This window comes from Rufibacter sp. DG15C (assembly GCF_001577755.1).
Taxonomy (GTDB): domain Bacteria; phylum Bacteroidota; class Bacteroidia; order Cytophagales; family Hymenobacteraceae; genus Nibribacter.
The window spans coordinates 3,621,522-3,645,923 of the sequence record NZ_CP010776.1; the positions used below are offsets into that span (position 1 = coordinate 3,621,522).

15 protein-coding genes are annotated in these 24,402 nt (G+C 49.8%); 5 read left to right on the top strand and 10 right to left on the bottom strand.

Annotated elements, in window-relative coordinates; all coding sequences use genetic code 11:
- Positions 1-11: 11 nt before the first annotated feature.
- From treY to glgX, 3 genes are all read right to left on the bottom strand, one after another.
- Positions 12-4,244 (bottom strand): malto-oligosyltrehalose synthase, encoded by a 4,233-nt coding sequence (gene treY / locus TH61_RS15550; RefSeq protein ID WP_066511341.1) that lies wholly within the window; start codon positions 4,242-4,244, stop codon positions 12-14.
- 143 nt (positions 4,245-4,387) lie between these two features.
- Complete coding sequence (gene treZ, locus TH61_RS15555) at positions 4,388-6,196, bottom strand: malto-oligosyltrehalose trehalohydrolase (RefSeq protein ID WP_369796897.1); 1,809 nt, start codon at positions 6,194-6,196, stop codon at positions 4,388-4,390.
- 28 nt (positions 6,197-6,224) lie between these two features.
- On the bottom strand, positions 6,225-8,381 hold the full coding sequence (gene glgX, locus TH61_RS15560) for a glycogen debranching protein GlgX (RefSeq protein ID WP_066511344.1): 2,157 nt from the start codon (positions 8,379-8,381) through the stop codon (positions 6,225-6,227).
- Between the two features lie 337 nt (positions 8,382-8,718).
- On the opposite strand from glgX, the gene TH61_RS15565 reads away from it, so the two are divergent.
- Positions 8,719-10,005, top strand: coding sequence for a citrate synthase (locus TH61_RS15565; RefSeq protein ID WP_066511346.1), 1,287 nt, complete (start codon positions 8,719-8,721; stop codon positions 10,003-10,005).
- Positions 10,006-10,119: 114 nt separating this feature from the next.
- Here TH61_RS15565 and TH61_RS15570 read toward each other — a convergent pair whose 3' ends face one another.
- From TH61_RS15570 to TH61_RS15580, 3 genes are all read right to left on the bottom strand, one after another.
- Positions 10,120-12,048, bottom strand: coding sequence for an OmpA family protein (locus TH61_RS15570; protein ID WP_071887861.1), 1,929 nt, complete (start codon positions 12,046-12,048; stop codon positions 10,120-10,122).
- Positions 12,049-12,052: 4 nt separating this feature from the next.
- Complete coding sequence (locus TH61_RS15575; protein WP_082780468.1) at positions 12,053-12,634, bottom strand: 7-carboxy-7-deazaguanine synthase QueE; 582 nt, start codon at positions 12,632-12,634, stop codon at positions 12,053-12,055.
- Between the two features lie 291 nt (positions 12,635-12,925).
- On the bottom strand, positions 12,926-13,807 hold the full coding sequence (locus tag TH61_RS15580; protein WP_066511353.1) for a bifunctional 5,10-methylenetetrahydrofolate dehydrogenase/5,10-methenyltetrahydrofolate cyclohydrolase: 882 nt from the start codon (positions 13,805-13,807) through the stop codon (positions 12,926-12,928).
- 191 nt (positions 13,808-13,998) lie between these two features.
- Between TH61_RS15580 and TH61_RS15585 the strand changes: the two genes are divergently transcribed.
- On the top strand, positions 13,999-14,637 hold the full coding sequence (locus TH61_RS15585; RefSeq protein WP_066511354.1) for a carbonic anhydrase: 639 nt from the start codon (positions 13,999-14,001) through the stop codon (positions 14,635-14,637).
- Positions 14,638-14,795: 158 nt separating this feature from the next.
- Here the strand turns inward: TH61_RS15585 and lepA are convergent, their stop codons facing one another.
- Complete coding sequence (lepA, locus tag TH61_RS15590; protein WP_066511356.1) at positions 14,796-16,583, bottom strand: translation elongation factor 4; 1,788 nt, start codon at positions 16,581-16,583, stop codon at positions 14,796-14,798.
- A 177-nt stretch (positions 16,584-16,760) separates the two neighbouring features.
- A complete protein-coding gene (locus TH61_RS15595; RefSeq protein WP_066511359.1) occupies positions 16,761-17,138 on the bottom strand; it encodes a helix-turn-helix domain-containing protein in 378 nt (125 codons plus the stop codon).
- A 105-nt stretch (positions 17,139-17,243) separates the two neighbouring features.
- On the opposite strand from TH61_RS15595, the gene TH61_RS15600 reads away from it, so the two are divergent.
- The gene (locus TH61_RS15600) at positions 17,244-17,939 is read left to right on the top strand and encodes an NADPH-dependent F420 reductase (protein ID WP_066511361.1); all 696 of its coding nucleotides are present in this window, start codon (positions 17,244-17,246) and stop codon (positions 17,937-17,939) included.
- 227 nt (positions 17,940-18,166) lie between these two features.
- On the opposite strand, the gene TH61_RS15605 is transcribed toward TH61_RS15600, so the two are convergent.
- Positions 18,167-18,823, bottom strand: coding sequence for a trimeric intracellular cation channel family protein (locus TH61_RS15605; RefSeq protein ID WP_369796898.1), 657 nt, complete (start codon positions 18,821-18,823; stop codon positions 18,167-18,169).
- Between the two features lie 180 nt (positions 18,824-19,003).
- Here TH61_RS15605 and TH61_RS15610 point away from each other — a divergent pair, with 180 nt between their 5' ends.
- Both TH61_RS15610 and TH61_RS15615 read left to right on the top strand, forming a co-directional pair.
- Positions 19,004-22,408 carry a methylmalonyl-CoA mutase family protein gene (locus tag TH61_RS15610; RefSeq protein ID WP_066511363.1) on the top strand — a complete coding sequence of 1,135 codons (3,405 nt, stop codon included), beginning with the start codon at positions 19,004-19,006 and terminating at the stop codon, positions 22,406-22,408.
- Positions 22,409-22,932: 524 nt separating this feature from the next.
- The gene (locus TH61_RS15615; protein ID WP_066511369.1) at positions 22,933-23,553 is read left to right on the top strand and encodes an FKBP-type peptidyl-prolyl cis-trans isomerase; all 621 of its coding nucleotides are present in this window, start codon (positions 22,933-22,935) and stop codon (positions 23,551-23,553) included.
- A 78-nt stretch (positions 23,554-23,631) separates the two neighbouring features.
- Here the strand turns inward: TH61_RS15615 and TH61_RS15620 are convergent, their stop codons facing one another.
- Complete coding sequence (locus tag TH61_RS15620) at positions 23,632-24,048, bottom strand: hypothetical protein (RefSeq protein WP_066511370.1); 417 nt, start codon at positions 24,046-24,048, stop codon at positions 23,632-23,634.
- Positions 24,049-24,402: the final 354 nt, after the last annotated feature.

Here is a 24,402-nt window from a genome sequence, read left to right on the forward strand (position 1 = left end):
CTTAGTATAGGTTACCCTCTATTATACAACCACGTCCACTCTTTCAACTGATTTTGGGTTTGTTTGTTTATTTGGCCGGGCATTAACCGCCACCCCCAGTTGCCATGGGCTTGACCAGGCGTGTTCATACGCCCCTGCTCGTCAATGCCTAACACGTCTTGCATGGGGAGGATGGCAGTTTTGGCCACCGAGGCGTAGGCTAGGCGGGCCATGACCCAGTAAATATCCTCCTCGCTCAGCTCACGCCCCACGTAGTGCTCTATCTGCTGGTGGAATTCGCTGCCCTCCTGCCGGTACCAGCCCAGCGTGGTGTTGTTGTCATGGGTTCCGGTATAGGCTATAAAATTGCGGGCGTAGTTGTGCGGCATGTAGTCATTCTGGGGCATGTCTTCTCCCCAGGCAAACTGTAGGATCTTCATACCCGGCAGGTTAAAATCATCCCGCAATTTTAAGACCGAGTCATTGATTTCGCCCAAGTCTTCTGCGATGAACGGCAGGCTACCCAATTCCTTCTCTACCACCGTGAAGAAGTCAGCGCCCGGTCCTGGTTGCCATACCCCGTTTTTGGCGGTCTGCTCGCCGGCGGGCACTTCCCAGTAATCTGCAAAGGCCCTGAAATGGTCCAGTCGCACCAAGTCATACAGCTCCATGTTTTTGCGCAGGCGCCCTATCCACCAGTCGTAGTTCTGTGCCTTGAGCACATCCCATTTAAAGACCGGCATGCCCCACAACTGGCCATCTTCTGAGAAGGAATCTGGAGGTACGCCCGCCACTCCCGTCATCTGCCCCGCGTCATCCACGGCAAAGATGTCTCGGTTGCTCCACACGTCCACGCTGTCATAACTGATGTAAAACGGCATGTCCCCGAACATCTGGATGCCGCGGTTGTTGCAGTAGGTGCGCAGGCGCTTCCATTGCTGGTCAAATAAAAACTGCACCCATTTGATTTTAGTCAGAGCCTCTACATGCTGCTGGCTTACCGCCTCTAAGGCGGAGGCGTCTCTCTGACGAAAGGGCTCCTCCCACTGGAACCAGGCCTGCCCCTTGTTCTGCTCCTTTAGCAGCACATACAATGAGAAGTCATGTAGCCAACCGGCCTCAGAGAGGCAGTATTCCGTGAACTGCTGTTGCATTGGGGCATAATCACCTGCGTTAAACTGTTGCCAGGCCTTTTCCAGCAATTCCTCTTTCACACGCTTGGCCAGCTCATAATCTACGCTGCCGGTTTGGGGCAAATGGTAAGCTGATAACTCATCTTCCTGGAGCAAACATTCTTTGGCCAATAGTTCCGGAGAGATAAGCAAAGGATTGCCGGCGCGGCTAGAAATGGAACTGTACGGCGAATAGCCCTGGCCCGCCTCTACCGGGTTAAGCGGGAGTAACTGCCAGTATTTCTGGTTGCTAGCCTGTAGAAAATCCGCGAACCTGCGGGCCTCTGGCCCCAGATCCCCAATCCCGAAAGAGGAAGCCAGCGTTGTGATGTGCAGTAGAATGCCCGCGCCGCGCTCATTCTTGGTTTCTAGTTTCAGCAAAGCCAAAGGAAAGATCCTAAAAAGGTCGCTCACCTTTAGCTCATGCGCATACTGGCCGCTGCCCCGCAACAAGGGGTCCTGCCAATCTTTGGGCGCATCTTTGGGCAGCAGGACTTTGGTGTCTTGCCAGTCAATCTCCTGTAGCGTTTCTACGCCCTGCTTTTTTGCCAGCGCCGCCAAATGCAAAGGCACCGCTACCACGTACCAGGTACGCAGGTGCTTCCGAGCAAACGCCAGGACGTGATCCTTATGCTCGCCTTCTACTTCCAGGGGCAGGTAAACGCCTTTGGCAAATAGGTCTGCGTTGTTTTTACGTTCAGTGAAAAGTGATCTGGTGAGCCATAGCTTGATGTGGGCGTCCGTTCTGTTGGTCCACAGGTCCTCCCAGAGCGCCTCCTGCTTGTTGAGGTCATAACTGTCCAGTTCCTCCAGCCAGGCCTGCCGCTTTTTATAGTCTACGGGCCGGCGGTTGTCGGGGTCCACCAGGCTAAAGTCCCAGAGTTCGGTGCCCTGGTACACGTCTGGGATGCCCGGCGCGGTGAACTTGAGCAAAACCTGGCTCAGGGAATTGGCAATGCCGTAGTCCATCGTTTTTAGCCTGAAATCCTGAAAATGGTTCCAAAACGGCCGGCCCTGGTCCAGGAGCTTAACCGCGAACTCTTTGGTGGCTGCCTCATAAGCTTCGTAGGGCGTGGTCCAGTTGGAATGGGTTTTGGCTTCGCGCAGGGCTTTCTGCAGATACTCCTGCAGACGTTCAGCGAATCCGTTCTCCTCCTCTCCGGCCATGGGGTAGGCACTGTACAAGGTCTGGTAAATCAGGTATTCATCATTGGCGTCTGGGGCGTTATTCTGCTTAAGATCAGCGTTCAATTTGCGCCACTCTTGCACCGCCGAAGCCCATTCTTCGGACAGCTCCGTGAGGACGTTCAGTCGGGCGCGTACGTCTTCGCCGCGCTTGGTGTCATGGGTGGAGGTGCCATTGAGGGACAGGGGCCAGTGTTTTTGCCGGTTGTCCATGAGTTGGTGGAACTGCTTCGAGCTCATCCCGAAGGACTCCGGCGCGTCCCCCACCTCGTTGTGGCCAATGAAGCGGTTGTAGGTATACATGATGGTGTCCTCCACGCCTTTGGCCATGAGCGGACCAGTGAACTGCATCAGGCGCTGGTAAAACCGCTGCGACCGCTCTAAGTAGGTGTCATCTTCGCCTTCAGGCGACGCCCCTAAAAGAGCTCTTTCCAGAATTTCCACAGCCCCAGAAAGGTCTGGCTTGCTGTTCCGGATGCCATTGAAAATGACTTGCACCGCCTCCGCCTCGTCCTTTTCTAAGGGCATCTGGTTACCGTAATACCGGTACACTGGGCACTGCACCAAAAACTCCCCGATGGCGGCCTTCAGCTCCTCGGGGCTAACCGTGCTGAGCACGTCTTCCTGCACCAGCCGTTGGGAAAGAAACAATTGGAACAAGTTCTCCAATTCTCCGCCCATGTGCTCTTGCAAGATGAAGGCTTTTTTCTCATGGATCTGATCATGCACGCGGGCTTCCTCTCCTACCAGTTCCTGGTACAATTTGTTAAAGGTTTCCTGGCCTGGGCTATAAGTGAAAAGGTTGTTTACATAAGAAAGGAAGTCATACCCGGTGTTCCCTTGAATGGGCCACTGGTCAGGCATGGTTTCGCCGGGCTCCAGGATTTTCTCCACGGAAATATAGGTCTCGGGGCCAGCCAACTCTCGTAGTTGATTCAGATAGCCGGTAGGATCATAGAGGCCGTCCACGTGGTCAATCCTGAGTCCTTGGAAAATGCCCTGGTCAAGCAGTTCCTTGATGTACTGGTGGTAAGTGTCAAAGACGTGCGGATCTTGGACGTTCAGGCAGATCAATCCGTTCACCGTGAAGAACCTTCTGAAATTGATATGTGCGTCGGTTTCCTGCCAGTGGCACAACTGGTACACTTGCTGGCTGGTCAGTTCTTGAATCCACTCCTGATTGGTATTGATCGCTTCCAACTGGCTGACAATTGCCGGGCTGGTCTCCGGGTTCTTCATCAAGGCGGCTAGCTGCTGCTTAAACTCTTCCCATTTGAGAAACAGCGCTTTGGCATCCTCCTCTTGATGTATTTCTTGCAGCCGGTCTAGCAATTGTTTCACGGCTTGGTTGGATGCCCCCTGGTCCTTTAGCAAGGCATCGTATGACCGAATGTTCAAAGGGTAGGCGCTGCCATAGTAGTTAAAGACCAAACGCTTCTGGGCCTCGTCATACCCCACTTTTAATTCACCGTTTTGTATTGCCTCTGCCAAAGGAGCGCCCAGAAAAGGTACCATCACGCGGCCATTGTATAAGGGGCAGGACCAGTTGATGTCAAAGAATGCATGGTATTGGCTCATAGGTCCTTTCTCCAGCACATCCATAAGCCAAGGGTTGTTGGGATGGAAGGCCATGTGGTTGGGCACTATGTCCTGCAACCAACTGATGCCTTGCTCTTTTAAGCCGTTGGCCAGGGTCCTCAACTCTTCCTCCGTGCCAATCTCTGGGTTGATGTGGTGCGGATTCACCCCGTCATAGCCGTGCGTGCTGCCAGGCGTGGCCTCAAAGATCGGCGAGGCGTAGATGGTGCTCACGCCTAATTTTTGCAGGTACGATAAGGTTCGCTCAAAATCCTGGAAGGTAAACTCTTTGTGGAACTGCAGTCTGTAGGTGGCAACGGGATTGTGCATGGTACTTGTAATGGTTTGAAATTTAAGGCCCTAAAGCAGACTCTTAAATAATGGTAAAGCGGTGGTTGGTAAATATTTCCGTTTTTGGCCTGATTCTTGGGAATAAGGCCAAAAACGGAATAAGCCATAGGTTTAAATTGCCCTTAAGACTGACCCCGAAACACCAGAAGGCTTTCTGGTTGCATCAGTACTTCGGTTCCAGCGTTGGCGGTGGGTGCCGATGGTTGAGGCCCTTTCCATTCCGGAGCAGCGGAGTCTAGCACCAGGTTCCAGGTTTTAGCATTCAGTGGCAGGGCTACCGTCTGCGGGGCATTGGAGAAATTCATCAGACAGAGTACCTGTTCCTCGTCATGCCACCTGCGCAACTGCAGGGTTTTGTGCGCATCGTTCTCTACCACTTCCAGGTTTTGGCGGTCCAAGTGTTTCAAGGCGGGCAGCTCCTTTCTAAGCTTTAGTAGAGTTTGGTAATACCGGAAGAGGGTTTGGTGGGGCTCCAGAGGTAGCAGGTCCCATTGTAGTTTGGATTGAAGGAACGTTTCCTCGGCCATGGGGTCTGGTGCTTCGCCTTGGGCATGGAACATGCCAAACTCTGCTTTGCGCCCTTGGCGGACGGCTTCGGCCAATTCTGGGTCTGTGTGGCTGACGAAGTACTGAAACCGGTTTGGCTCTGCGTATTCTTCGCCCATCCACAGCATGGGCAGGAACGGGCTTAAGATCACGGCGCCCGCCGCCAGCTTTTGCATCTCATAACTGACTAGCTCAGTGAGGCGTTCCCCCAGCATGCGGTTACCTACCTGGTCATGATTCTGGGTGAAAACAATGAACTGCTTTCCTGGATTTCCCTCGGCCTTGACCCCAAATGATTTTTGACGGTGCGGCGAGAATTGGCCGTCATAGACATAGGCGTCTTTGTAGGCTTTGCCTAGGTCACTAATCCCTGTGAAATCAGAATAATACCCGGTCTGATCGCCGGTCATGGTTACCCTAAGGGCATGATGGAATTCATCAACCCATTGCGCGTCCATGCCGTATCCTTGCTCCTCCAGGGGATTGATGAAACACGTATCATTCAAATCCAGCTCAACTATCATGTAATGCGTGCGGCCGGTGGTTTCCATGAGTTGGTTCACTTGCTGCTTCATCTCCCTGAGGATGTGCACAGGGCTGAAATCCTTGATGGCATGGACCGCATCCAGACGCACGGCGTCTACATGGAAGTCCCTAAACCACATGAGTAGGTTTTCACTGAAATAGCGGCGCACCCCGTCACACCAGGCATCGTCAAAATTGATGGCCGGTCCCCAGGGAGTGTTGTACTTGTTGGTGAAATAAGGCCCATAGGCCCCCAGGTAATTACCTTCGGGCCCTAGGTGGTTGTACACTATGTCCAGAACCACCGCCATTCCTTTCTGGTGACAGGCACTCACCATGCGCTGCAAGCCTTCTGGCCCGCCATAGGAATCTTGCACGGCAAACGGAAAGACGCCATCATAGCCCCAGTTTCTGTCACCGGGGAATTGCGCCACGGGCATGATCTCAATAGCGGTCACTCCCAGTTCCAGCAGATGGTCTAGCTTTTGCTCTATGCCTGCAAAGGTGCCCTCTGGCGTAAACGTACCGGTATGGAGTTCATACAGGACAAAGTCCTCCAAAAGCGGGCACTGCCAGTTGTCATCTTCCCAATTAAATGAAGTTTCATCATAGGCTTGCGAAGCGCCGTGCACGCCGTTTGGCTGGAACAATGAAACCGGGTCTGGGAATTCCTGGTCATCATTAAGCCTGAACTTGTAGGCGTCTCCTGGCGAAACCAAATCTGTGGTCACGGACCAGTACCCAAACTCCTCCTTTTTTAAGGGCACGCTGGTGTTGCCTTCGTTCAGGATCAGCTCTACTTGCTCAGCCTCAGGGGCCCATACGAGCACCTGGGCCTGGCCGGTAGGAGAAAAACTCACTCCCAATGATCTTTTTTGAATAAGCGGTTTATACATTTTGTTCTGGCTCTACCTCATGGACATGGTTTTTCAAGACCAACACGGATCGTCCCTCTACATGGAAGGAGTCTCCGGCGCTGTAGATTTCTGGCTGCGCTGGTTCAACCAATCCTCTAAAGGTGTCTACGGCCACCGCCCACAGGCTGCCATATTTTTCTGGTGGCAAATGAAACACCAGGGAGTCATGGTAAGCGTTGAAAATGACATAGAAGGAATCATCAATCACCACCTCGCCCTTAGGGCCACGGGTATGCACGCCTCTTCCGTTTAAATACACGGCCAGTGATTTAGCATGGTCCTGGTCCCAGTGCTCATCGCTCATTTCTGAGGCGTCTGGCAAAAACCAGGCAATGTCCTCTACTCCCAAACCTTTAATGGGCCTGCCCTGAAACCAACGCCTTCTCCTAAAGACTGGGTGCTGCCTCCGAAGCTTAATCAGGTTTTTAGAAAAGTCCAACAAGTCTTTGTCTGCCTTGTCCCAATTAATCCAGGAGATTTCATTGTCCTGGCAATAAGCATTGTTGTTTCCTTGTTGAGTGCGGCTCAACTCGTCGCCGGCCACCAGCATAGGTACGCCTTGCGAAAGGAAGAGCGTAGTCAGGAAATTGCGTTTCTGGCGGTTGCGCAGGTCAATGATCCATTGGTCTTCGGTAGGGCCTTCGGCGCCGCAGTTCCAAGAGCGGTTATGGTCTTCCCCATCTTTGCTGTCCTCGCCGTTGGCCTCGTTGTGCTTTTCATTGTAAGACACCAAATCATGAAGCGTAAAGCCGTCATGGGCCGTGATGAAGTTAATGCTGGCGGTGGGCCTCCTAAAGTCATCTGAGTACAAGTCTGAAGAACCCGTGAACCGGTTGGCAAACTCAGCCAGCATGCTCTCCTCCCCTCGCCAGAAATCCCGCATACAATCGCGGTACTTGCCATTCCATTCGGTCCAGCCCGGCGGAAAGTTACCTACCTGGTAACCGCCCTCTCCAATGTCCCAGGGCTCCGCGATGAGTTTAACCTGGGAAATGATAGGGTCTTGGTGAATGATATCAAAGAAGGCTGAAAGGCGGTCCACGTCATGCAACTCCCTAGCCAATGCCGCCGCCAAATCAAACCGGAAGCCGTCTACGTGCATCTCCAGAATCCAGTAACGTAGGCTGTCCATGATTAGGCGTAGGACGCTGGGAAGGTTGGCATTTAGCGTGTTGCCCGTACCCGTATAATCCATGTAGTAGCGCTTGTCCTCCTCCGTGAGTCTATAATAAGAAGCATTGTCTACGCCTTTGAACGACAAGGTGGGACCTTTCTCATTGCCTTCACCGGTGTGGTTGTAAACTACGTCCAGAATGACCTCAATGCCTGCCTGGTGAAGGTTTTTAACCATGGTCTTAAACTCCACCACCTGTTCGCCCAAAACGCCGCTGCTAGAGTACCGCACGTCTGGCGCAAAGAACCCTATTGTGTTGTATCCCCAGTAATTGGTGAGGCCTTTCTCCTGCAGGTACCAGTCTGTGACAAAGTGGTGTACCGGCAATAGCTCTATGGCGGTAATACCCAATTCTTTGAGGTAATTGATAGTTACGGGGTGGCCAATGGCGGCATAGCTGCCCCTAATATTCTCCGGAATCTCTGGATGCAACTGGGTGAAGCCTTTGACGTGCGCCTCATAGATGATGGATTTGTAATAGGGAATCTTGGGTGGCTTGTCATTGCCCCAGTCAAAAGCGGAATCTACCACTACTGATTTAGGGATGTACGGCGCACTGTCCAACTCACTGAAGCTCAAATCTTCCTGCTCACTCCCAAACTGGTAGCCAAACAAGGATTCATGCCAATTGATGGTGCCGGCTATGGCTTTGGCATAAGGATCTATTAAAACTTTATTGGAGTTAAACCGATGCCCATTCTCAGGCTCATAATGCCCTTGTACCCGAAAGCCATACAACTGACCTGGTTTTAATTCAGGGATGTAGATATGCCATACTTGGTGTGAACGCTCACTAATTTTAATCCTTTCTGATTCTGTAGTAGATTCTGGCGAGTCATAAAGGCAAAGTTCTACGCCCGTGGCATAGTGGGCGAATAGGGCAAAATTAACTCCTTCGCCGTCCCAGGTGGCACCCAACGGGAAGGGCTGGCCTGGATAATGTATAATGCTCATAGGTAGTGTCAGTCAGGGAATAGCTACTGCAAATGCAATTAATTCCAAGGCTCTACGCATAAACGCCGTGAAGGGTGCTTCAGGAGAAGGAACTTGTCATCCAATGAGAGGTCAAGGCATTGTCATTACAATATTTAACGCTCTTTACTAGTATCCTTTGGTAAAGCACCAAGAGGAAAGGTTTTAATCAAATCCATAAAAAAGGCGTATAGGCCAATAGCTAGAATAAAATTTTGCCTTTAAAAAGGGAGTAATGCATAACATTTTTCATTTTTAGGCGCTTTTGGCTAACTTCGCCGGCGAAGGCAACACAAACTCTTAAACTCAAAAAAGTAATATGTCAGAATTTGCTGAACTTATCTTAGATGGCAAGTCATACAAGTTCCCGGTTGTAGAGGGAACCGAGAATGAAAAGGCCATTGATATCAATGCTCTGCGCGCGCAAACAGGTTATATCACCCTAGATTCTGGTTACAAGAACACCGGTGCCACAGAAAGCGCCATCACCTTTCTGGACGGTGAAGAAGGCATTCTACGCTACCGCGGTTATCCAATTGAGCAATTGGCAGAAAAGTCTAGCTTCATTGAAGTAGCCTACCTATTGATTTACGGCACGCTTCCTACCCAGACAGAGCTTGAGGATTTCAGCAATCAGATTAAAGTACACACACTGGTAAACGAGGACATGCGCAAAATCTTGGACGGCTTCCCGTCTACGGCGCACCCTATGGGTATCCTGTCTGCCTTGGTAAGCTCCTTGACAGCATTCTACCCAGAGTCGTTAAACCCTAACCAAACCAAAGAGGCCCGTGACCTGGACATTATCCGTTTAATGGCCAAATTGTCTACCATTGCCGCCTGGTCTTATAAAAACTCTGTTGGGCACCCAGTAAACTATCCTAAAAACAAGCTGGACTATTGCTCTAACTTCTTGCACATGATGTTCGCGTACCCAACTGAGGAGTATGAACTGAATCCTGTGGTAGTGAGTGCCTTGAACAAACTATTGATTTTGCACGCAGACCATGAGCAGAACTGCTCTACCTCTACGGTGCGTCTGGTAGGTTCTGCCAATGCTTCGCTTTACTCTTCTGTGTCTGCTGGCATCTCGGCCCTTTGGGGACCGTTGCACGGTGGTGCCAACCAAGCCGTTATTGAGATGTTGGAGGCTATCAAAGCCGATGGCGGAGATTCTAAGAAATTCATTGCCAAAGCCAAGGACAAGGATGATCCTTTCCGTTTGATGGGCTTCGGGCACCGCGTGTACAAGAACTTTGACCCACGCGCGACTATTATCAAAAAGGCCGCAGATGACGTATTGACCGCTCTTGGCGTGAACGACCCAATCTTGAACATTGCCAAAGAATTGGAAGAAGCTGCCTTGAACGATCCTTACTTTGTAGAGCGCAAGCTGTACCCGAACGTAGACTTCTACTCTGGTATCATCTACCGCGCCATGGGCATCCCAACGGAGATGTTCACTGTGATGTTCGCCTTAGGCCGTCTACCAGGTTGGATTGCCCAATGGAAAGAGATGCGTGAGGCCAAAGAGCCAATTGGTCGTCCACGTCAGGTGTACACAGGTGCTACTGAGCGCAACTATACTGATATTAACAAACGCTAAGAATTTAGCAGAACATCATAGAAAAGGCCCTGAGTTTTCAGGGCCTTTTTGTTTTTAGGCTATTTTCTGGAAATCAGGCCAAAAACGAATATTTCATACTAAGGACATCAAACATTAAAGGATTCTTAATTCTATCCTTCTATTGAGTTGGCGGTTTTCCTCTGTGTTATTGTTTGCTTTGGGTTGCGTTTCACCATAGCCTTTGGCCATGAAAACTTCTATTGGAATACCTTTGGACACCAAGTATTTGACCACGGCCTGTGCTCTGGCTTGGGACAGCTTTAGGTTGTTAGTCGGCTGGCCCACATTGTCGGTGTGCCCGGCAATCTCCACCTTCACGCTGGGGTTGCTTTTCATGAACTGGTACAACTTGTCCAACTCGGTGCGGGACTCTGCTCTTAAGGTGGCTTTGCCGGTGTCAAAGAACAGGTTGCTCAAAACGGCTTTGGACCCTTTGCTGATGGGCTGCAAATAGAAGTCCAAAGCCAGCGGTTGGGTAGTGGACTTCTCTGAAATATGGCGGCTTTCCAGAACGTACCCCGGCGCAGTAACATACAAGGCGTACTCTTCCCCTTGGTTCAGCACAATGGTGTACGCGCCCGAGGTTTTGTCTGAGGGAACCTGTTGGGTCAAGACGCTGGCAGAATCTAAATAATAGACTTGGACCTGCGCGGCCATCGGCTTTTTGGTGACAGCATCATACACTTTCCCTTGCGCGTAACTACTCTTTACTTTGCCTTTCCATACCTCCGGGACCTCAAACTGTGACAGCCCTATCAATACATTGCCGGTTTTGCTGGGTTGCCCAGAATAGTAACCTAGATGGTTGTCAGCGGTGATAAAGATGGAGGTCTCGTCACGGTGCGTGTTCAACGGATAGCCCATGTTCTCAGGCTCATTCCATCCCTTCTCTGACTTGGTGGCTTTGAACAAATCCAGCTTGCCCATGCCCTGCCTGCCGTCTGTGGCAAAATATAGCGTGGCACTGCTGGCGTGCAAGAAAGGAGCCGCCTCGCGCCCCGGCGAATTAATGGCTTTACCGGCATTCACCGGGACAACCCAGGAACCATCTTCCTGCTGGTGGGTAATCCAAATGTCTTCGCTGCCCAATCCCCCTTGCCGGTTAGAGGCAAAATAAATGGTTCTACCATCCGCAGATAAACTTGGCTGAGAATCCCAAGCGGCAGTGTTGACCTTGGATCCCATGTTCACCGGCTTGGACCAATTGGAACCCTCCTTGTAAGAGATATACAGGTCACAGCTGCCGAAGGAGTCCTTGCGGTTACAAGAGGTAAACACCAGCACCCGACCGTCAGCGGAGAAGGTGGCCGCGCCTTCATTAAGCTCTGTGTTGATTTTATCTGATACGGAAACCGGTGCTTGCCACTCCCCGTCTTGTTTTAAAGATAGATAAAGGTTCTCATCGTTTAGGCCGCCTTTGCCGGTGCGGGCGGTAAACAGCAAGGATTGTTGATCGGCGGTGAGCACCGGCGAATACTGCATGCCCATGGCGTTCACCACCTGGCTTAAGGAAACAGGCGAATACGCCACCGGATTGGCAATAGCCTTCAAGGCGAAGTCCACGTTTTTGAGTTGCTGCCCGGCGTGCAGGCTCTGCTTAGACGGCTTACCTTTGTATAGGTCTAGGAACTTTTGGTAGTACTCCGCTGATTGGCTATACAACCCCCGGTCAAAGGAAAGGTCTGCGAAGGTGAGGTATTCTGGGGCTAAGCCTGGGGAAGGCGGCAATTTGGGCAGTCCTCTTTTATAATAGGCATAGGCGGCATCGGGCTTTTGCATAATGCGCGTCAAGCCTGCCGCCCGTAGGTACGCCTCCCCGAAGAGGGAGTCGCGTTCAATGGCTTCGTCAAAAGCGGCAATGGCTTTCTCAAACTCCCGGTCCCCAATCAACTTCATTCCCTCCTGGTAGGACTTCTGGGCTTTTGAATTAGTGGAACCGCCTTGCGCTTTCTGCGCCCAGGCCCCACTACCATTCCCAATTAATACACCTACAAGAAGAATAAGAAGCTTTAGGTTACGCATGTACTTACGGAATATTCAAAAATTTATGAGTCTGCAAAGACACCTGCCATTTGGGGTTTTCCTTCACGTACTCAACTATCAAAGGCATAATTTGTTCTGCCTTGCTCCACTCGGGTTGTAAATAGAGACGGGTCTCTGGGCCCACATACGCCGCATGCTCTTCTGCCCAAGCAAAGTCTGTTTTGTTGAACACAATCACCTTCAACTCACCGGCGTGCGGCAAAACGTTGGGGTGCGGTCCTTTAAATTTCTTAGGAGAAAGACAGATCCAGTCCCAGGTACCGCTCAATGGGTAGGCCCCAGACGTCTCAATAAAGGTTTGTACGCCGCGCTTCTGTAATTCATTGGTCAGGTAGTCCAAATTATACAGCAAGGGCTCGCCACCGGTCACCACCACGGCTTTGCCCGGGTACTGGATGGCTTGTTGCACTATCCAGTCCGTATCGGTGAGCGGGTGCAGGTTGGCGTCCCAAGACTCCTTTACGTCGCACCAGTGGCACCCAATGTCGCAGCCGCCCAATCTGATAAAGTAGGCAGCCTTGCCTGTATGGTAGCCTTCGCCCTGAATAGTGTAGAAGTGCTCCATGAGCGGCAGTTTGGTGCCATCTTTAGGAACGGTATGTACAGAGGCGGTTTTTATTTCTAAGATCTCTTCCAAAGCGGTATTCAAATAGATTTCAATTTTAGCCTTATTTCTAGAAAACGGGCCAAAAACGGAATCGGTTGTAAATGGATAACAAATTGAACGGATAGTTAGTTGCCCAACCTGTTATGGTAAATTCAATAAAACAAACAGCAGCCTTCTCTTAAAGAGAAAAGGCTGCTGCAAAGGTACAAAATAGAATAATTCCGGTTTGGGCTATTTTACCCCAAGCTTCTAGCCATAAACTTCTTTCTTGGCGGCTTTCAGGGTGTTTTTCAGGAGCATGGAAATGGTCAAAGGACCCACGCCGCCCGGCACCGGGGTGATGTAGCTGCACTTGGGGGCTACGTTTTCAAAGTCCACATCGCCGCGCAGTCGCCAACCTCTTTCTCTGGAAGCGTCTGTCACGCGGGTGGTGCCCACGTCAATGACCACAGCGCCTTCTTTAACCATGTCTGCCGTCACCATGCCCGGTTTACCCACGGCCACGATCAAGATATCCGCCATGCGGGTGTGCATAGGTAGGTCTACCGTGTTGCGGTGGCAAATGGTCACGGTACTCTCGCCGGGGATGGTGCACTTGCTCATGAGAATGCTGATGGGCGTGCCCACAATGTTGCTGCGGCCAATGACCACGCAGTGCTTTCCTTTGGTGTCAATGTTATAGCGCTCCAGTAGTTGCATGATGCCGTAGGGCGTGGCGGGCAAGTAAGAAGGCAGCCCTGTCACCATGCGGCCCACGTTCACGGGATGGAAACCGTCTACGTCCTTCTTGTAGTCCATTACCTCCAATACCTTGTTGCTGCTGATGTGCTTGGGCAGCGGCAACTGAACAATAAGCCCGTCAATGTTGGGGTCCTGGTTGATTTCTTTGATTTTGGTTAGCAGCTCTTCCTCTGTGATGGTGTCTTCATAGTGCAGCAACGTAGAGTCAAATCCCACGCGCTCGCAGGCCAGCACCTTGTTGTTGACGTAGGTCATGGAGCCACCGTCATGCCCTACTAGAATGGCCGCCAGATGGGGAGCTTTGCCGCCGTGTTTTTTGATTTCCGCCACTTCAGCGGCAATTTCACTTTGAATGGCTTCTGAGGTTTTCTTTCCGTCTAAGAGAATCATGGAGATAAGAAAAGGAAGAGGTGAAACGAAGACCAAAAGTACACCCCTTCTTGTAAAATGCCTTCTTTAATCTTATTTATTTACCATGGCGCTAAATCACTTTGGCTTTAGCCTCCCCTTGAAAACCGTTTGACGCATGACATTGGTTGCGTACATTTGAACACTTGTTTTGCCAGCATAATGACCAACCTATGACCACCTACGAAGAAATCTTCCAAAACAACCAGGCTTGGATAGCCCAAAAAACCAGCAACAACAAAGACTTCTTTAAAGAACTAGCCGCCGATCACAACCCAGACTATCTCTATATTGGGTGCAGTGACAGCCGCGTGACCGCAGAAGAAGTGATGGGCTTGGGTCCCGGCGAAGTGTTTGTTCACCGCAACGTAGCCAACTTAGTAAACAACGTTGACCTGAACGTGATGTCTGTTTTGAACTACGCCATCAAGCACTTGAACGTGAAGCACATCATTGTCTGCGGGCATTACAACTGCGGAGGTGTGAAAGCCGCCATGATGCCAAAAGACATGGGTATCTTAAACCCTTGGCTTAGAAATATTAGAGATGTCTACCGCCACCACAAGGCAGAACTAGACGCCATCTCAGACCAAGGCCAGCGCTATGACCGATTGGTGGAATTAAACGTGGTAGAGCAGTGCACCAACATCATCAAAACCGCCGCCCTACAACTCAGCTACCAGAACACCGGCTATCCCGTGGTGCACGGCTGGGTCTTCGACATCCATTCTGGTAAAATCATTGACCTGAATATTGATTTCAAAGCTATTCTTGAAGAAATCAAAGACATCTATGATTTGACCAAAAGCTAAGAACCGCATTTCCAGATCAACCAGTCAGGCAGTAATTATTCTGGTTTTCCGTTTTTGGGCTATTTCCTGGAAACCAGGGCAAAAACGGAAAGGCAATTACAACAAAAAGCCCCGGCATTTCTGTCGGGGCTTTTTGCTTGTACTGTCATAAGGCTATATCAATCCAATTTCAATACGGCTAAGAAAGCTTCCTGCGGAATCTCTACGTTGCCTACTTGGCGCATGCGTTTCTTACCTTTCTTCTGCTTTTCAAGGAGCTTACGCTTACGCGAAATATCACCACCGTAGCATTTGGCTAATACGTTCTTTCTAAGCGCCTTCACAGTCTCACGGGCAATAATCTTCTGCCCAATAGCGGCCTGAATAGCAATTTCAAACATCTGACGTGGGAGCAACTCACGTAGTTTCTCGCAGAGGCGCTTGCCCCAGTCATAAGCCTTGTCACGGTGCACGATGGCAGAAAGAGCATCTACCTTCTCGCCGTTAAGCATGATGTCCAGCTTCACCATATGAGATTCTCTGAACCCAATCAGTTCATAATCCAGAGAAGCGTAGCCGCGGCTAATGGTCTTCAGTTTGTCAAAGAAGTCAAATACAATCTCAGCGAGCGGCATCTCAAACACCAGCTCCACCCGATCAGAGGTCAGGAAGTTCTGAGCTAATAGAATACCACGCTTGTCCATGCAGAGCGTGATAATGGGGCCAATGAACTCAGCTTTGGAGATGATCTGTGCTTTGATGAACGGTTCTTCAATATGGTCAATGTAGTTTGGCTCCGGCATCTCTGACGGGGCGTTCACTTTAATCTCGCCGTCTTTGGTGGTGAAGGCCTTAAATTGCACACTTGGCACCGTGGTAATCACGGTCATGTCAAACTCGCGCTCCAAACGTTCCTGCACAATCTCCATGTGGAGCATGCCCAAGAACCCACAACGGAAACCAAAGCCAAGAGCGGCAGAGGTCTCAGGTTCCCACACCAGGGAGGCATCATTCAACTGCAGTTTCTCCATAGAGGAGCGCAGTTCTTCGTACTCAGTGGTTTCTACCGGATAGATACCGGCAAATACCATGGGCTTCACTTCTTCAAATCCCTGGATCTGGATGGTGTCTGGGTTAGAAGCATGGGTGATGGTATCCCCTACTTTAACTTCTTTCGCATTTTTAATACCTGAGATAAGATACCCCACATCCCCAGCGGCCATAATCTGGCGCGGTTCCTGGTTCAGTTTCAACACCCCAATCTCATCAGCTTCATATTGCTTACCGGTGGCAATGAACTTTACCTTGTCGCCTTTGCGCAGGGTACCATTCATAATCCGGAAGTACACCTCAATACCGCGGTACGAGTTGAACACCGAGTCAAAAATCAAGGCCTGCAACGGTGCGTGCACGTCGCCTTTGGGCGCTGGAATGCGATCACAGATGGCGGCCAGAATGTTCTCAATCCCAATACCTGCTTTACCAGAGGCATGGATGATGTCTTCTTTTTCGCAGCCAATCAAATCTATGATTTGGTCGCTTACCTCATCTGGCATGGCATGTGGCAAGTCAATCTTGTTCAAGACCGGAATAATTTCCAGGTCATTGCCAATGGCCAGGTACAAGTTAGAGATGGTCTGTGCTTCAATGCCTTGCGAGGCGTCTACAATCAGCAAAGCCCCTTCACAGGCGGCAATGGATCTAGAAACCTCATAGCTAAAGTCTACGTGGCCCGGGGTGTCAATCAGGTTCAACACAAACGGTTCGCCTTTGTAGACATAGTTCATCTGGATGGCGTGGCTCTTGATGGTGATGCCGCGCTCGCGCTCCAGGTCCATGTTATCTAATAGCTGGTTTTGCATTTCGCGCTCCGTCACAGAAGAAGTAAACTCCAACAGACGGTCTGCCAAGGTACTTTTGCCGTGGTCAATGTGGGCAATGATGCAAAAATTGCGGATGTTCTTCATAGAAATCGGTAATACAAGAGGCAAAGATACAAAATAATGCGCGCCGCCGGAATGGGTATATTAGTAGCAATGCCAGTTTTTAGAGGAAGATTCCGTTTTTGGCCTGTTTTCTGGAAAAGAAGTCAAAAACGAGGTGACGCTGCTAGCTTGTTAATTCCATTAGTTTAGGTAAACTATTTATTCTCTTGCTTTAATAATCTTCCCCTTCTCAGTGCCGGTTTTGCGCCCCCAACCAGCAATTTCATTTAAAAGAGGAAGCAGCGTTTTCCCGAACTCCGTTAAGGAGTATTCTACCCGTAAAGGTGGTTTTGAAGTGTACACGACTCTATTCACCAAGCCGTCTTCCTCCAGTTGCTTTAACTGGATGCTCAGCATTTTCTCTGTGATCTGCGGCATGTGCGCTTTTAACTCACTAAACCTCTTCTTGTCGTTTCGTAAATACCACAGAACCACCGTCTTCCATTTGCCGCCAATAAAGTGCATGGTCACATCCATGGCGCAATGGAACTGCTGCTCCTCAATCTGAAACACCATTTCAGAATTATCAATAATCATGGCTAAAAAAAGTTTGAGCTGTCAAAATTGACAGTTATTGCAAAGCTACTTCACTATACATAGGTTTGCAACTGTAAATTATATAGTTTAACCAAATAGCTTAAAATGAATATTTCAGTAATAGGCACAGGCTCTGTAGGTCAGGCGCTTGCCAGTAGATTAGTAGGTTTGGGACACTCTGTGTTTATGGGAACACGTAACGTAGAAGACAGCCTCAACAAAACTCAACCCGACAATTGGGGCAACCCGGCCATAGGTACCTGGATCCAGCAAAACCCATCCGTAGAATTGTTGCCCTTTAAAGAAGCAGTAGAAAAAGGAACCGACCTGTTGGTGTTTGCCATGAACGGGCAAGCCGCCCTGCCATGCCTGGAGTCCATTGGTGAGGATACGCTGGCAGGTAAAACAATGCTAGACATCTCCAATCCGCTTGACTTCTCTCAAGGATTCCCTCCTTCCTTGTTTGTCTCAAACACTGAAAGCCTTGGGGAGCAGATTCAGGCCAAGTACCCTGCCTTGAAAGTGGTGAAAAGCTTAAATACTATGAGCAACCCCATTATGGTCAACCCAACTATATTAGAAGGCGACCATACCGTTTTTGTAAGCGGCAATGACCAGGACGCCAAGGCTCAAGTAACTAATTTGCTAAAATTATTCGGGTGGGAAGACCGAAACATCATTGACTTAGGCGACATCACCACCGCCCGCGGCACCGAAATGATTCTGCCCCTTTGGGTACGTTTGTATGGTAAACTGCAGACACCGTTCTTCAACTTCCATGTGAACATGGCGAAGAAATAGGAAAGCAATTAGTTAATTTTACCCTTTGCCATATTAAGCAACAATCAAAAAGGCCCATCGTCTACTATTAACACGATGGGCTTTTTTCTATTTGCTTACACTTAAAGAATCAAATTTTAGTTCTCGGGTGAGCTTTTGGCGTGTTCGCCCTATTGACTCAAAAAATCTTATGAGACTTAAAATTTGGTTTTTGGCCTAATTTCCAGAAAACAAGCCAAAACCGGAGACTAGCTCAAATTTGGGAAGGCCCACTTGAGTTTTACTGCCAGCACACGGATTAAAATAATGATGGCTACGGCTACTAAAATGGGGATATCACCAGACAAAGGTGCTTTGCGCATTACCAGATACGCCACCCCACCGGCTAGACAGGCCGTCGCGTAGATTTCTCTTCTGAAGATGAGCGGAATGTCATTGCAGAGAATGTCGCGCACCACGCCGCCGAACACCGCAGATACCACCCCCATCACTAAGGCAATCACCGGTGACACGCCCATGCGCAGTGCTTTGTCCATGCCCAGAATGGTAAACATGGCAATGCCGATGGTGTCAAAGATGAACATGGTCTTTCGGTATTTCTCCACCTGCTTCCTAAACAGCAAGGTCACCATCACAGAGACAAAAACCGTGATAAGCAATTTCTCGTCCTGCACCCAAACCGGGCGCACATCCAACAGCAGATCCCGCAGGGTACCGCCGCCCAAAGCGGTCACAAAGGCTATCACTGAGGCGCCAAACGGATCCAGTTTCTTGGAGGCCGCCGTGAGCGTGCCACTGATGGCAAACACAAAGGTGCCCAGAATGTCAATGGCCGGAATGAGGGCCGAAACCGGTATTTCTGAGATAGGAAGATCTGTAATGGGCAGCTGAGGCATGGGCAACATGATTTGTAGGTAAACTACGCAAAACCGCGTAAAAGGAAACACTCATCCCCTGAACGAAAGCCGTTTTTGGCCTGTTTTCCAGAAACGAAGCCAAAAACGGCTATAGAGAGTTTGCGCCCTCCCCTGCAATCTATCTGAAAATTCGTACTTTCGCCGTAACGTACACTAGCAACCTAACAAATGTCAGTTTCTGCTGTTCAGCCGTATAAACCGGTCAACCATATTAGAATTGTCACCGCTGCGGCCCTTTTTGACGGCCATGACGCCGCCATCAACATCATGCGCCGCATCATCCAGTCTTCGGGCGCCGAGGTGATTCACCTGGGTCACAACCGCTCCGTGCAGGAGATTGTGGACTGCGCCATTCAGGAAGACGCCCAGGCCATTGCCATCACGTCTTACCAAGGCGGTCACCTGGAGTACTTCAAGTACATGTATGACCTGCTCAACGAGCGCGGCAGCGGCCATATACGCATCTTCGGCGGCGGCGGCGGAGTAATCTTGCCTACTGAGATTGAGGAACTGCATGGCTACGGCATTGCCCGCATCTATTCCCCAGACGACGGACGCGCCATGGGCTTACAAGGCATGATCAATGACATGCTAGAGAAGTGTGACTTCCCGACGGGCCAAAACCTGAACGGCGAAGTAAAACACCTCAAAGACAAAGACGCTAAATCCATTGCCAGATTAATTTCTGCCGCTGAGAACTACCCAGAGGAATTTGCCAAGGTGAAGGAGCAATTGCTGGCCGGTGTAGAGCAACTAACCGCCAATAAAGAATTAGCCACTCCTGTGCTGGGAATTACTGGTACCGGCGGTGCCGGTAAATCATCCCTGGTAGACGAGCTGGTGCGCCGGTTCTTGGCAGATTTCCCGGAGAAAAACATTGCCATCATCTCCGTAGACCCTTCTAAACGGAAAACTGGCGGCGCCTTGCTAGGTGATAGAATACGCATGAACGCCATCAGCAACAGCCGCGTGTACATGCGCTCCCTGGCTACGCGCCAGAGCAACCTGGCCTTGAGCCGGTACGTGCAAGACGCCGTGGATGTGGTGAAAGCCGCCCAGTTTGACCTGATTATCTTGGAGACCTCAGGTATTGGACAGTCAGATACTGAGATTATTGAGCATTCTGACGCCAGCTTGTACGTGATGACGCCGGAGTACGGCGCGGCCACCCAGCTGGAGAAGATTGACATGCTTGACTTCGCGGACATCATTGCCTTGAACAAGTTTGACAAGCGCGGAGCTCTGGACGCCATCCGCGACGTAAAGAAACAGTACAAGCGCAACCACCAGCTCTGGGACGTGAACGATGACGACATTCCAGTATTCGGGACCATCGCCTCGCAGTTCAACGACCCGGGCATGAACCGTCTATACAAAGCGGTCATTGCTAAAATCACGGAGAAAACCGGCGTAGCCTTCGCCTCTAATTTGAAGGCGACTGGTGAGATGTCAGAGAAAGTCTACATCATCCCTCCTGCCCGCACGCGCTACCTGTCTGAGATTTCTGAGAACAACCGCGCCTATGACAAGTGGGTGCAGGAACAAGCCTCTGTAGCTCAGAAACTGTACGGCATCCGGCAGTCCATTGAGGCTATTCAGGCCATTGAGGTGGAAGATAAAGACCGCCTGATTAAGGGCTTAGAATACGCCTTTGAAGAAACCGCTTTAAAGCTAGACGGCCAGAACAAGAAGCTGTTGGAGCAATGGCCAGAGAAGCGCCAAGCCTATAAAAATGAGTTCTATGAGTTCAAGGTGCGGGACAAGGTGTTAAAAATCGCAACCCATACCACCAGCCTCTCGCAGCTACAGATTCCTAAGATTGCCACGCCGCGGTATGAGGCCTGGGGCGATTTGCTCAAGTGGAACCTTCAGGAGAACGTGCCAGGTGAATTCCCTTACACGGCAGGCGTGTTCCCGTTCAAACGCGAAGGCGAAGACCCTACTCGTATGTTCGCCGGTGAAGGCGGACCTGAGCGCACCAATCGTCGTTTCCACTACGTAAGTAAAGGACTGCCTGCTAAGCGTTTATCTACCGCCTTTGACTCTGTTACTTTATATGGCGAGGACCCAGATTTGCGTCCTGATATCTATGGGAAAATTGGTAACTCGGGGGTAAGTATTGCCTGTCTGGATGATGCCAAGAAGCTGTATTCAGGATTCAACCTGGCCCATGCCATGACGTCGGTGTCCATGACCATCAATGGTCCGGCCGCTATGTTAACGGGCTTCTTTATGAACGCCGCCATAGACCAGCAATGCGAACTTTATATCAAAGAGAACGGACTGGAGTCTGAGATAAACCAACGGATTGAGGCTATTTTCCAGAAAACAGGCCAAAAACGCCCCACCTACCAGGGACCGCTTCCAGATGGCAACGACGGCTTAGGCTTGATGCTTTTAGGCGTTACCGGTGACCAGGTTTTGCCAATCGAAGTGTATGCCCAAATCAAAGAGCGCACGCTAGCCTCAGTACGCGGCACAGTACAGGCAGATATCTTAAAAGAAGACCAGGCACAGAACACGTGTATCTTCTCCACGGAGTTTGCCTTGCGCTTGATGGGTGACGTGCAGCAATATTTCATTGACCACAACGTCCGCAACTTCTACTCGGTGTCTATTTCTGGGTATCATATTGCAGAGGCAGGCGCCAACCCTATCTCACAGCTGGCCTTCACGCTGGCCAACGGCTTTACGTTTGTAGAATACTACGTGAGCCGTGGCATGAACATCAACGACTTCGCGCCTAACTTGAGCTTCTTCTTCTCCAACGGCATTGACCCAGAATATGCGGTGATTGGTCGCGTGGCCAGAAGAATCTGGGCGAAGGCCATGAAGCTGAAGTACGGCGCAAACGCCCGCTCACAGATGTTGAAGTACCACATCCAGACCTCAGGCCGTTCTCTTCACGCGCAGGAGATCGACTTCAATGATATCAGAACCACGCTGCAGGCGCTGTATGCCATTTATGATAACTGTAACTCGCTCCACACAAACGCCTATGACGAGGCCATCACAACGCCTACAGAAGCAAGCGTGCGTCGCGCCATGGCTATTCAGTTGATCATCAACCGTGAGTTGGGCTTGGCCAAGAATGAGAACCCGTTGCAAGGCTCTTTCATCATTGAAGAGTTGACGGATTTGGTAGAGGAAGCTGTACTTCTGGAGTTTGACCGCATCACGGAGCGTGGTGGTGTGTTGGGTGCCATGGAGACCATGTACCAACGCGGCAAGATTCAGGAAGAGAGCTTGTACTATGAGACGCTCAAGCACACCGGTGAGTATCCAATTATTGGTGTGAACACCTTCCTGAGCAGCACCGGCTCTCCCACGGTGATTCCTTCTGAGGTCATCAGAGCCACTGAGGAGGAGAAGCAGTACCAGATTACCATGTTGCAGGAGTTACAAGCACGCCACGCAGAAAAAGCGCCAGCCTTGTTGAAGCAATTGCAAGAAGTAGCGGTGCAGAACGGCAACATTTTTGAAGCACTCATGGAAGTCTCTAAATACTGCTCTCTGGGGCAGATCACCAATGCCTTGTTTGAGGTAGGTGGCCAGTACAGACGCAACATGTAAACCATAATCCTGAGTCGCATTTTCTGTGACTCATGGGATAATTTAAAAAAGGAGCCAGTGTCTACTGGCTCCTTTTTTTGTGACGTAAGGATGGTGTATACAGTAAGAAACGTTCGTCGTTTTTAAGGTATTCTATAGAAAACAGGCCAAAAATGACTAGTAGTTTCTGGTATGGTTAGCCAATAAACTTTTGCAGGTAAGAGCTTAATAGAAAGGTAACTTAGGGGTAATGGAGGGGTGAACTTGGTTGTAGAAATTTGCGTTAAACATATAACTACAAAATGACACGAGCCATGAAAACATTCTCTACAATCTCTTCCATTCTAGTACTTGGTGTTATAGGAGTATTGGCTACGTCATGGCTTTCAACGGACAACATCATTCTAGACCTATCAGATGAAGACTATCATCTTTATTTGTAAGTATATCCTAAAAAATAGTGAGCCCCGCCAAAGCGGGGTTTTCTGTTTTGCCTAATCATAATTACACAGAAACCGTACCTTTACCCGTACAAAAGATATACTATGGAATTAAAAGACCTTAACCAAAAAATCAGTTACATCATTGGCCGCGATATGGCCGCCAATTTCACCAAACAAGGCATCACCATTGAGGCAGACGCTTTGTCCTTAGGTTTGCAAGAGGCCTTGAAAGGCACGCCTTCACAGTTGTCACAAGAAGAAATCCAGTCTTGCATGATGCAGTTACAAATGCAGATGCAAGAAAAGCAGCAATCAACGGCTGGCGCCTCCGGAGAGCAGAACAAAAAGGAAGGCGAGGCCTTCTTGCAGGAAAACAAGAGCAAGTCTGGCGTGACCACCTTGCCCAGCGGCTTGCAGTACGAAGTGATAAAAAGCGGATCTGGCAAGACGCCAACCAAGAGTTCTAATGTGACCACGCACTACCATGGTACCTTGATCAACGGCACTGTGTTTGACTCATCTTATGAGCGCGGCGAGCCTGCTACCTTCCCAGTGAACGGAGTGATTTCTGGTTGGACAGAAGCCTTACAGTTAATGAAAGAAGGTGACAAGTGGAGACTGTACATTCCTGGTGATTTGGCGTATGGGCCAAGAGGCGCCGGTGGAGACATTGGACCTAACACCACCTTGATTTTTGATGTAGAGTTGTTGCAGGTGCACTAAGCACTACAATTATCTTATAAAAGAAGAGGCCACCCATGATTAGGTGGCCTCTTCTTTTATAAGATAAAATCCTTTACGCTAAGACAACATGGGCTGTTCGTGTACCAACCAGTGCAGGGCTTCCTCAATGCTAGTGAAGTAATTTATTTCAATAGGCAGGTTCTTATGGCTGGCCCGCAGCAAGGAGTAATCATGCACCATGTCCTGGTATTTCTCCTCGGTCATGACAAACGCTATCTGGTGCTGCTGCAACTTTGCCTCATTGGCAGTAAACATGGTCGCGTTTAACCATTCTTCGGCTTCTGGACTTAAGAAACTTTTGTAAGTAGAATTAATGAGCCAGCGCGATAATTGATGTTCCCGAATCACCTCCCGCAAGGCTAGGCTTCCTTCCTGAAACTCAGGCAACGCCACCTCTCTCTTCCAATGAAGAAGGGCCACTTGCTGAGACTCATCCAGGGCAACCTGATAGAAGTCCGTTTCAAACTTTAACATTGTTGAATAAAATTTTCTCTATAGAATATACTTTAAATTATACCATTGTGCCTTACGGGGACTAGACACATCTGTATTCTAATGTACTGATTTACAATCCTATTTTGCAAGTTTGTCTTTCTATAAAACTATCCATCATACAAATATCCTACTTAAGTAAAGTTTAAAATTGGTTAAACAACATTCCTTGCATCTTAATTAAACCTAACTAGATGAAAGTCTTAAAAATATATGGAGCAATCTAGTTGATATTGGCCATGTCCTGCTAATTTTGGCGCCGCGTTCAGAAGAGCCTCAAACCGTATTTTTAGCTGCTGGCCAATTGGCATATCATAGCTTCAATCAATTTGGTTA

Bases quoted from the DNA above. Each gene is read 5' to 3' on its own strand.
- glgX (WP_066511344.1), bottom strand. From the start codon at position 8,381: ATGAGCATTATACATTATCCAGGCCAGCCCTTCCCGTTGGGTGCCACC.
- TH61_RS15620 (WP_066511370.1), bottom strand. From the start codon at position 24,048: ATGTTAAAGTTTGAAACGGACTTCTATCAGGTTGCCCTGGATGAGTCT.
- TH61_RS15585 (WP_066511354.1), top strand. From the start codon at position 13,999: ATGACCACCTACGAAGAAATCTTCCAAAACAACCAGGCTTGGATAGCC.
- TH61_RS15610 (WP_066511363.1), top strand. From the start codon at position 19,004: ATGTCAGTTTCTGCTGTTCAGCCGTATAAACCGGTCAACCATATTAGA.
- TH61_RS15580 (WP_066511353.1), bottom strand. From the start codon at position 13,807: ATGATTCTCTTAGACGGAAAGAAAACCTCAGAAGCCATTCAAAGTGAA.
- TH61_RS15595 (WP_066511359.1), bottom strand. From the start codon at position 17,138: ATGATTATTGATAATTCTGAAATGGTGTTTCAGATTGAGGAGCAGCAG.
- TH61_RS15570 (WP_071887861.1), bottom strand. From the start codon at position 12,048: ATGCGTAACCTAAAGCTTCTTATTCTTCTTGTAGGTGTATTAATTGGG.
- TH61_RS15575 (WP_082780468.1), bottom strand. From the start codon at position 12,634: ATGGAGCACTTCTACACTATTCAGGGCGAAGGCTACCATACAGGCAAG.
- TH61_RS15565 (WP_066511346.1), top strand. From the start codon at position 8,719: ATGTCAGAATTTGCTGAACTTATCTTAGATGGCAAGTCATACAAGTTC.
- TH61_RS15600 (WP_066511361.1), top strand. From the start codon at position 17,244: ATGAATATTTCAGTAATAGGCACAGGCTCTGTAGGTCAGGCGCTTGCC.
- TH61_RS15615 (WP_066511369.1), top strand. From the start codon at position 22,933: ATGGAATTAAAAGACCTTAACCAAAAAATCAGTTACATCATTGGCCGC.
- lepA (WP_066511356.1), bottom strand. From the start codon at position 16,583: ATGAAGAACATCCGCAATTTTTGCATCATTGCCCACATTGACCACGGC.
- treY (WP_066511341.1), bottom strand. From the start codon at position 4,244: ATGCACAATCCCGTTGCCACCTACAGACTGCAGTTCCACAAAGAGTTT.
- TH61_RS15605 (WP_369796898.1), bottom strand. From the start codon at position 18,823: ATGTTGCCCATGCCTCAGCTGCCCATTACAGATCTTCCTATCTCAGAA.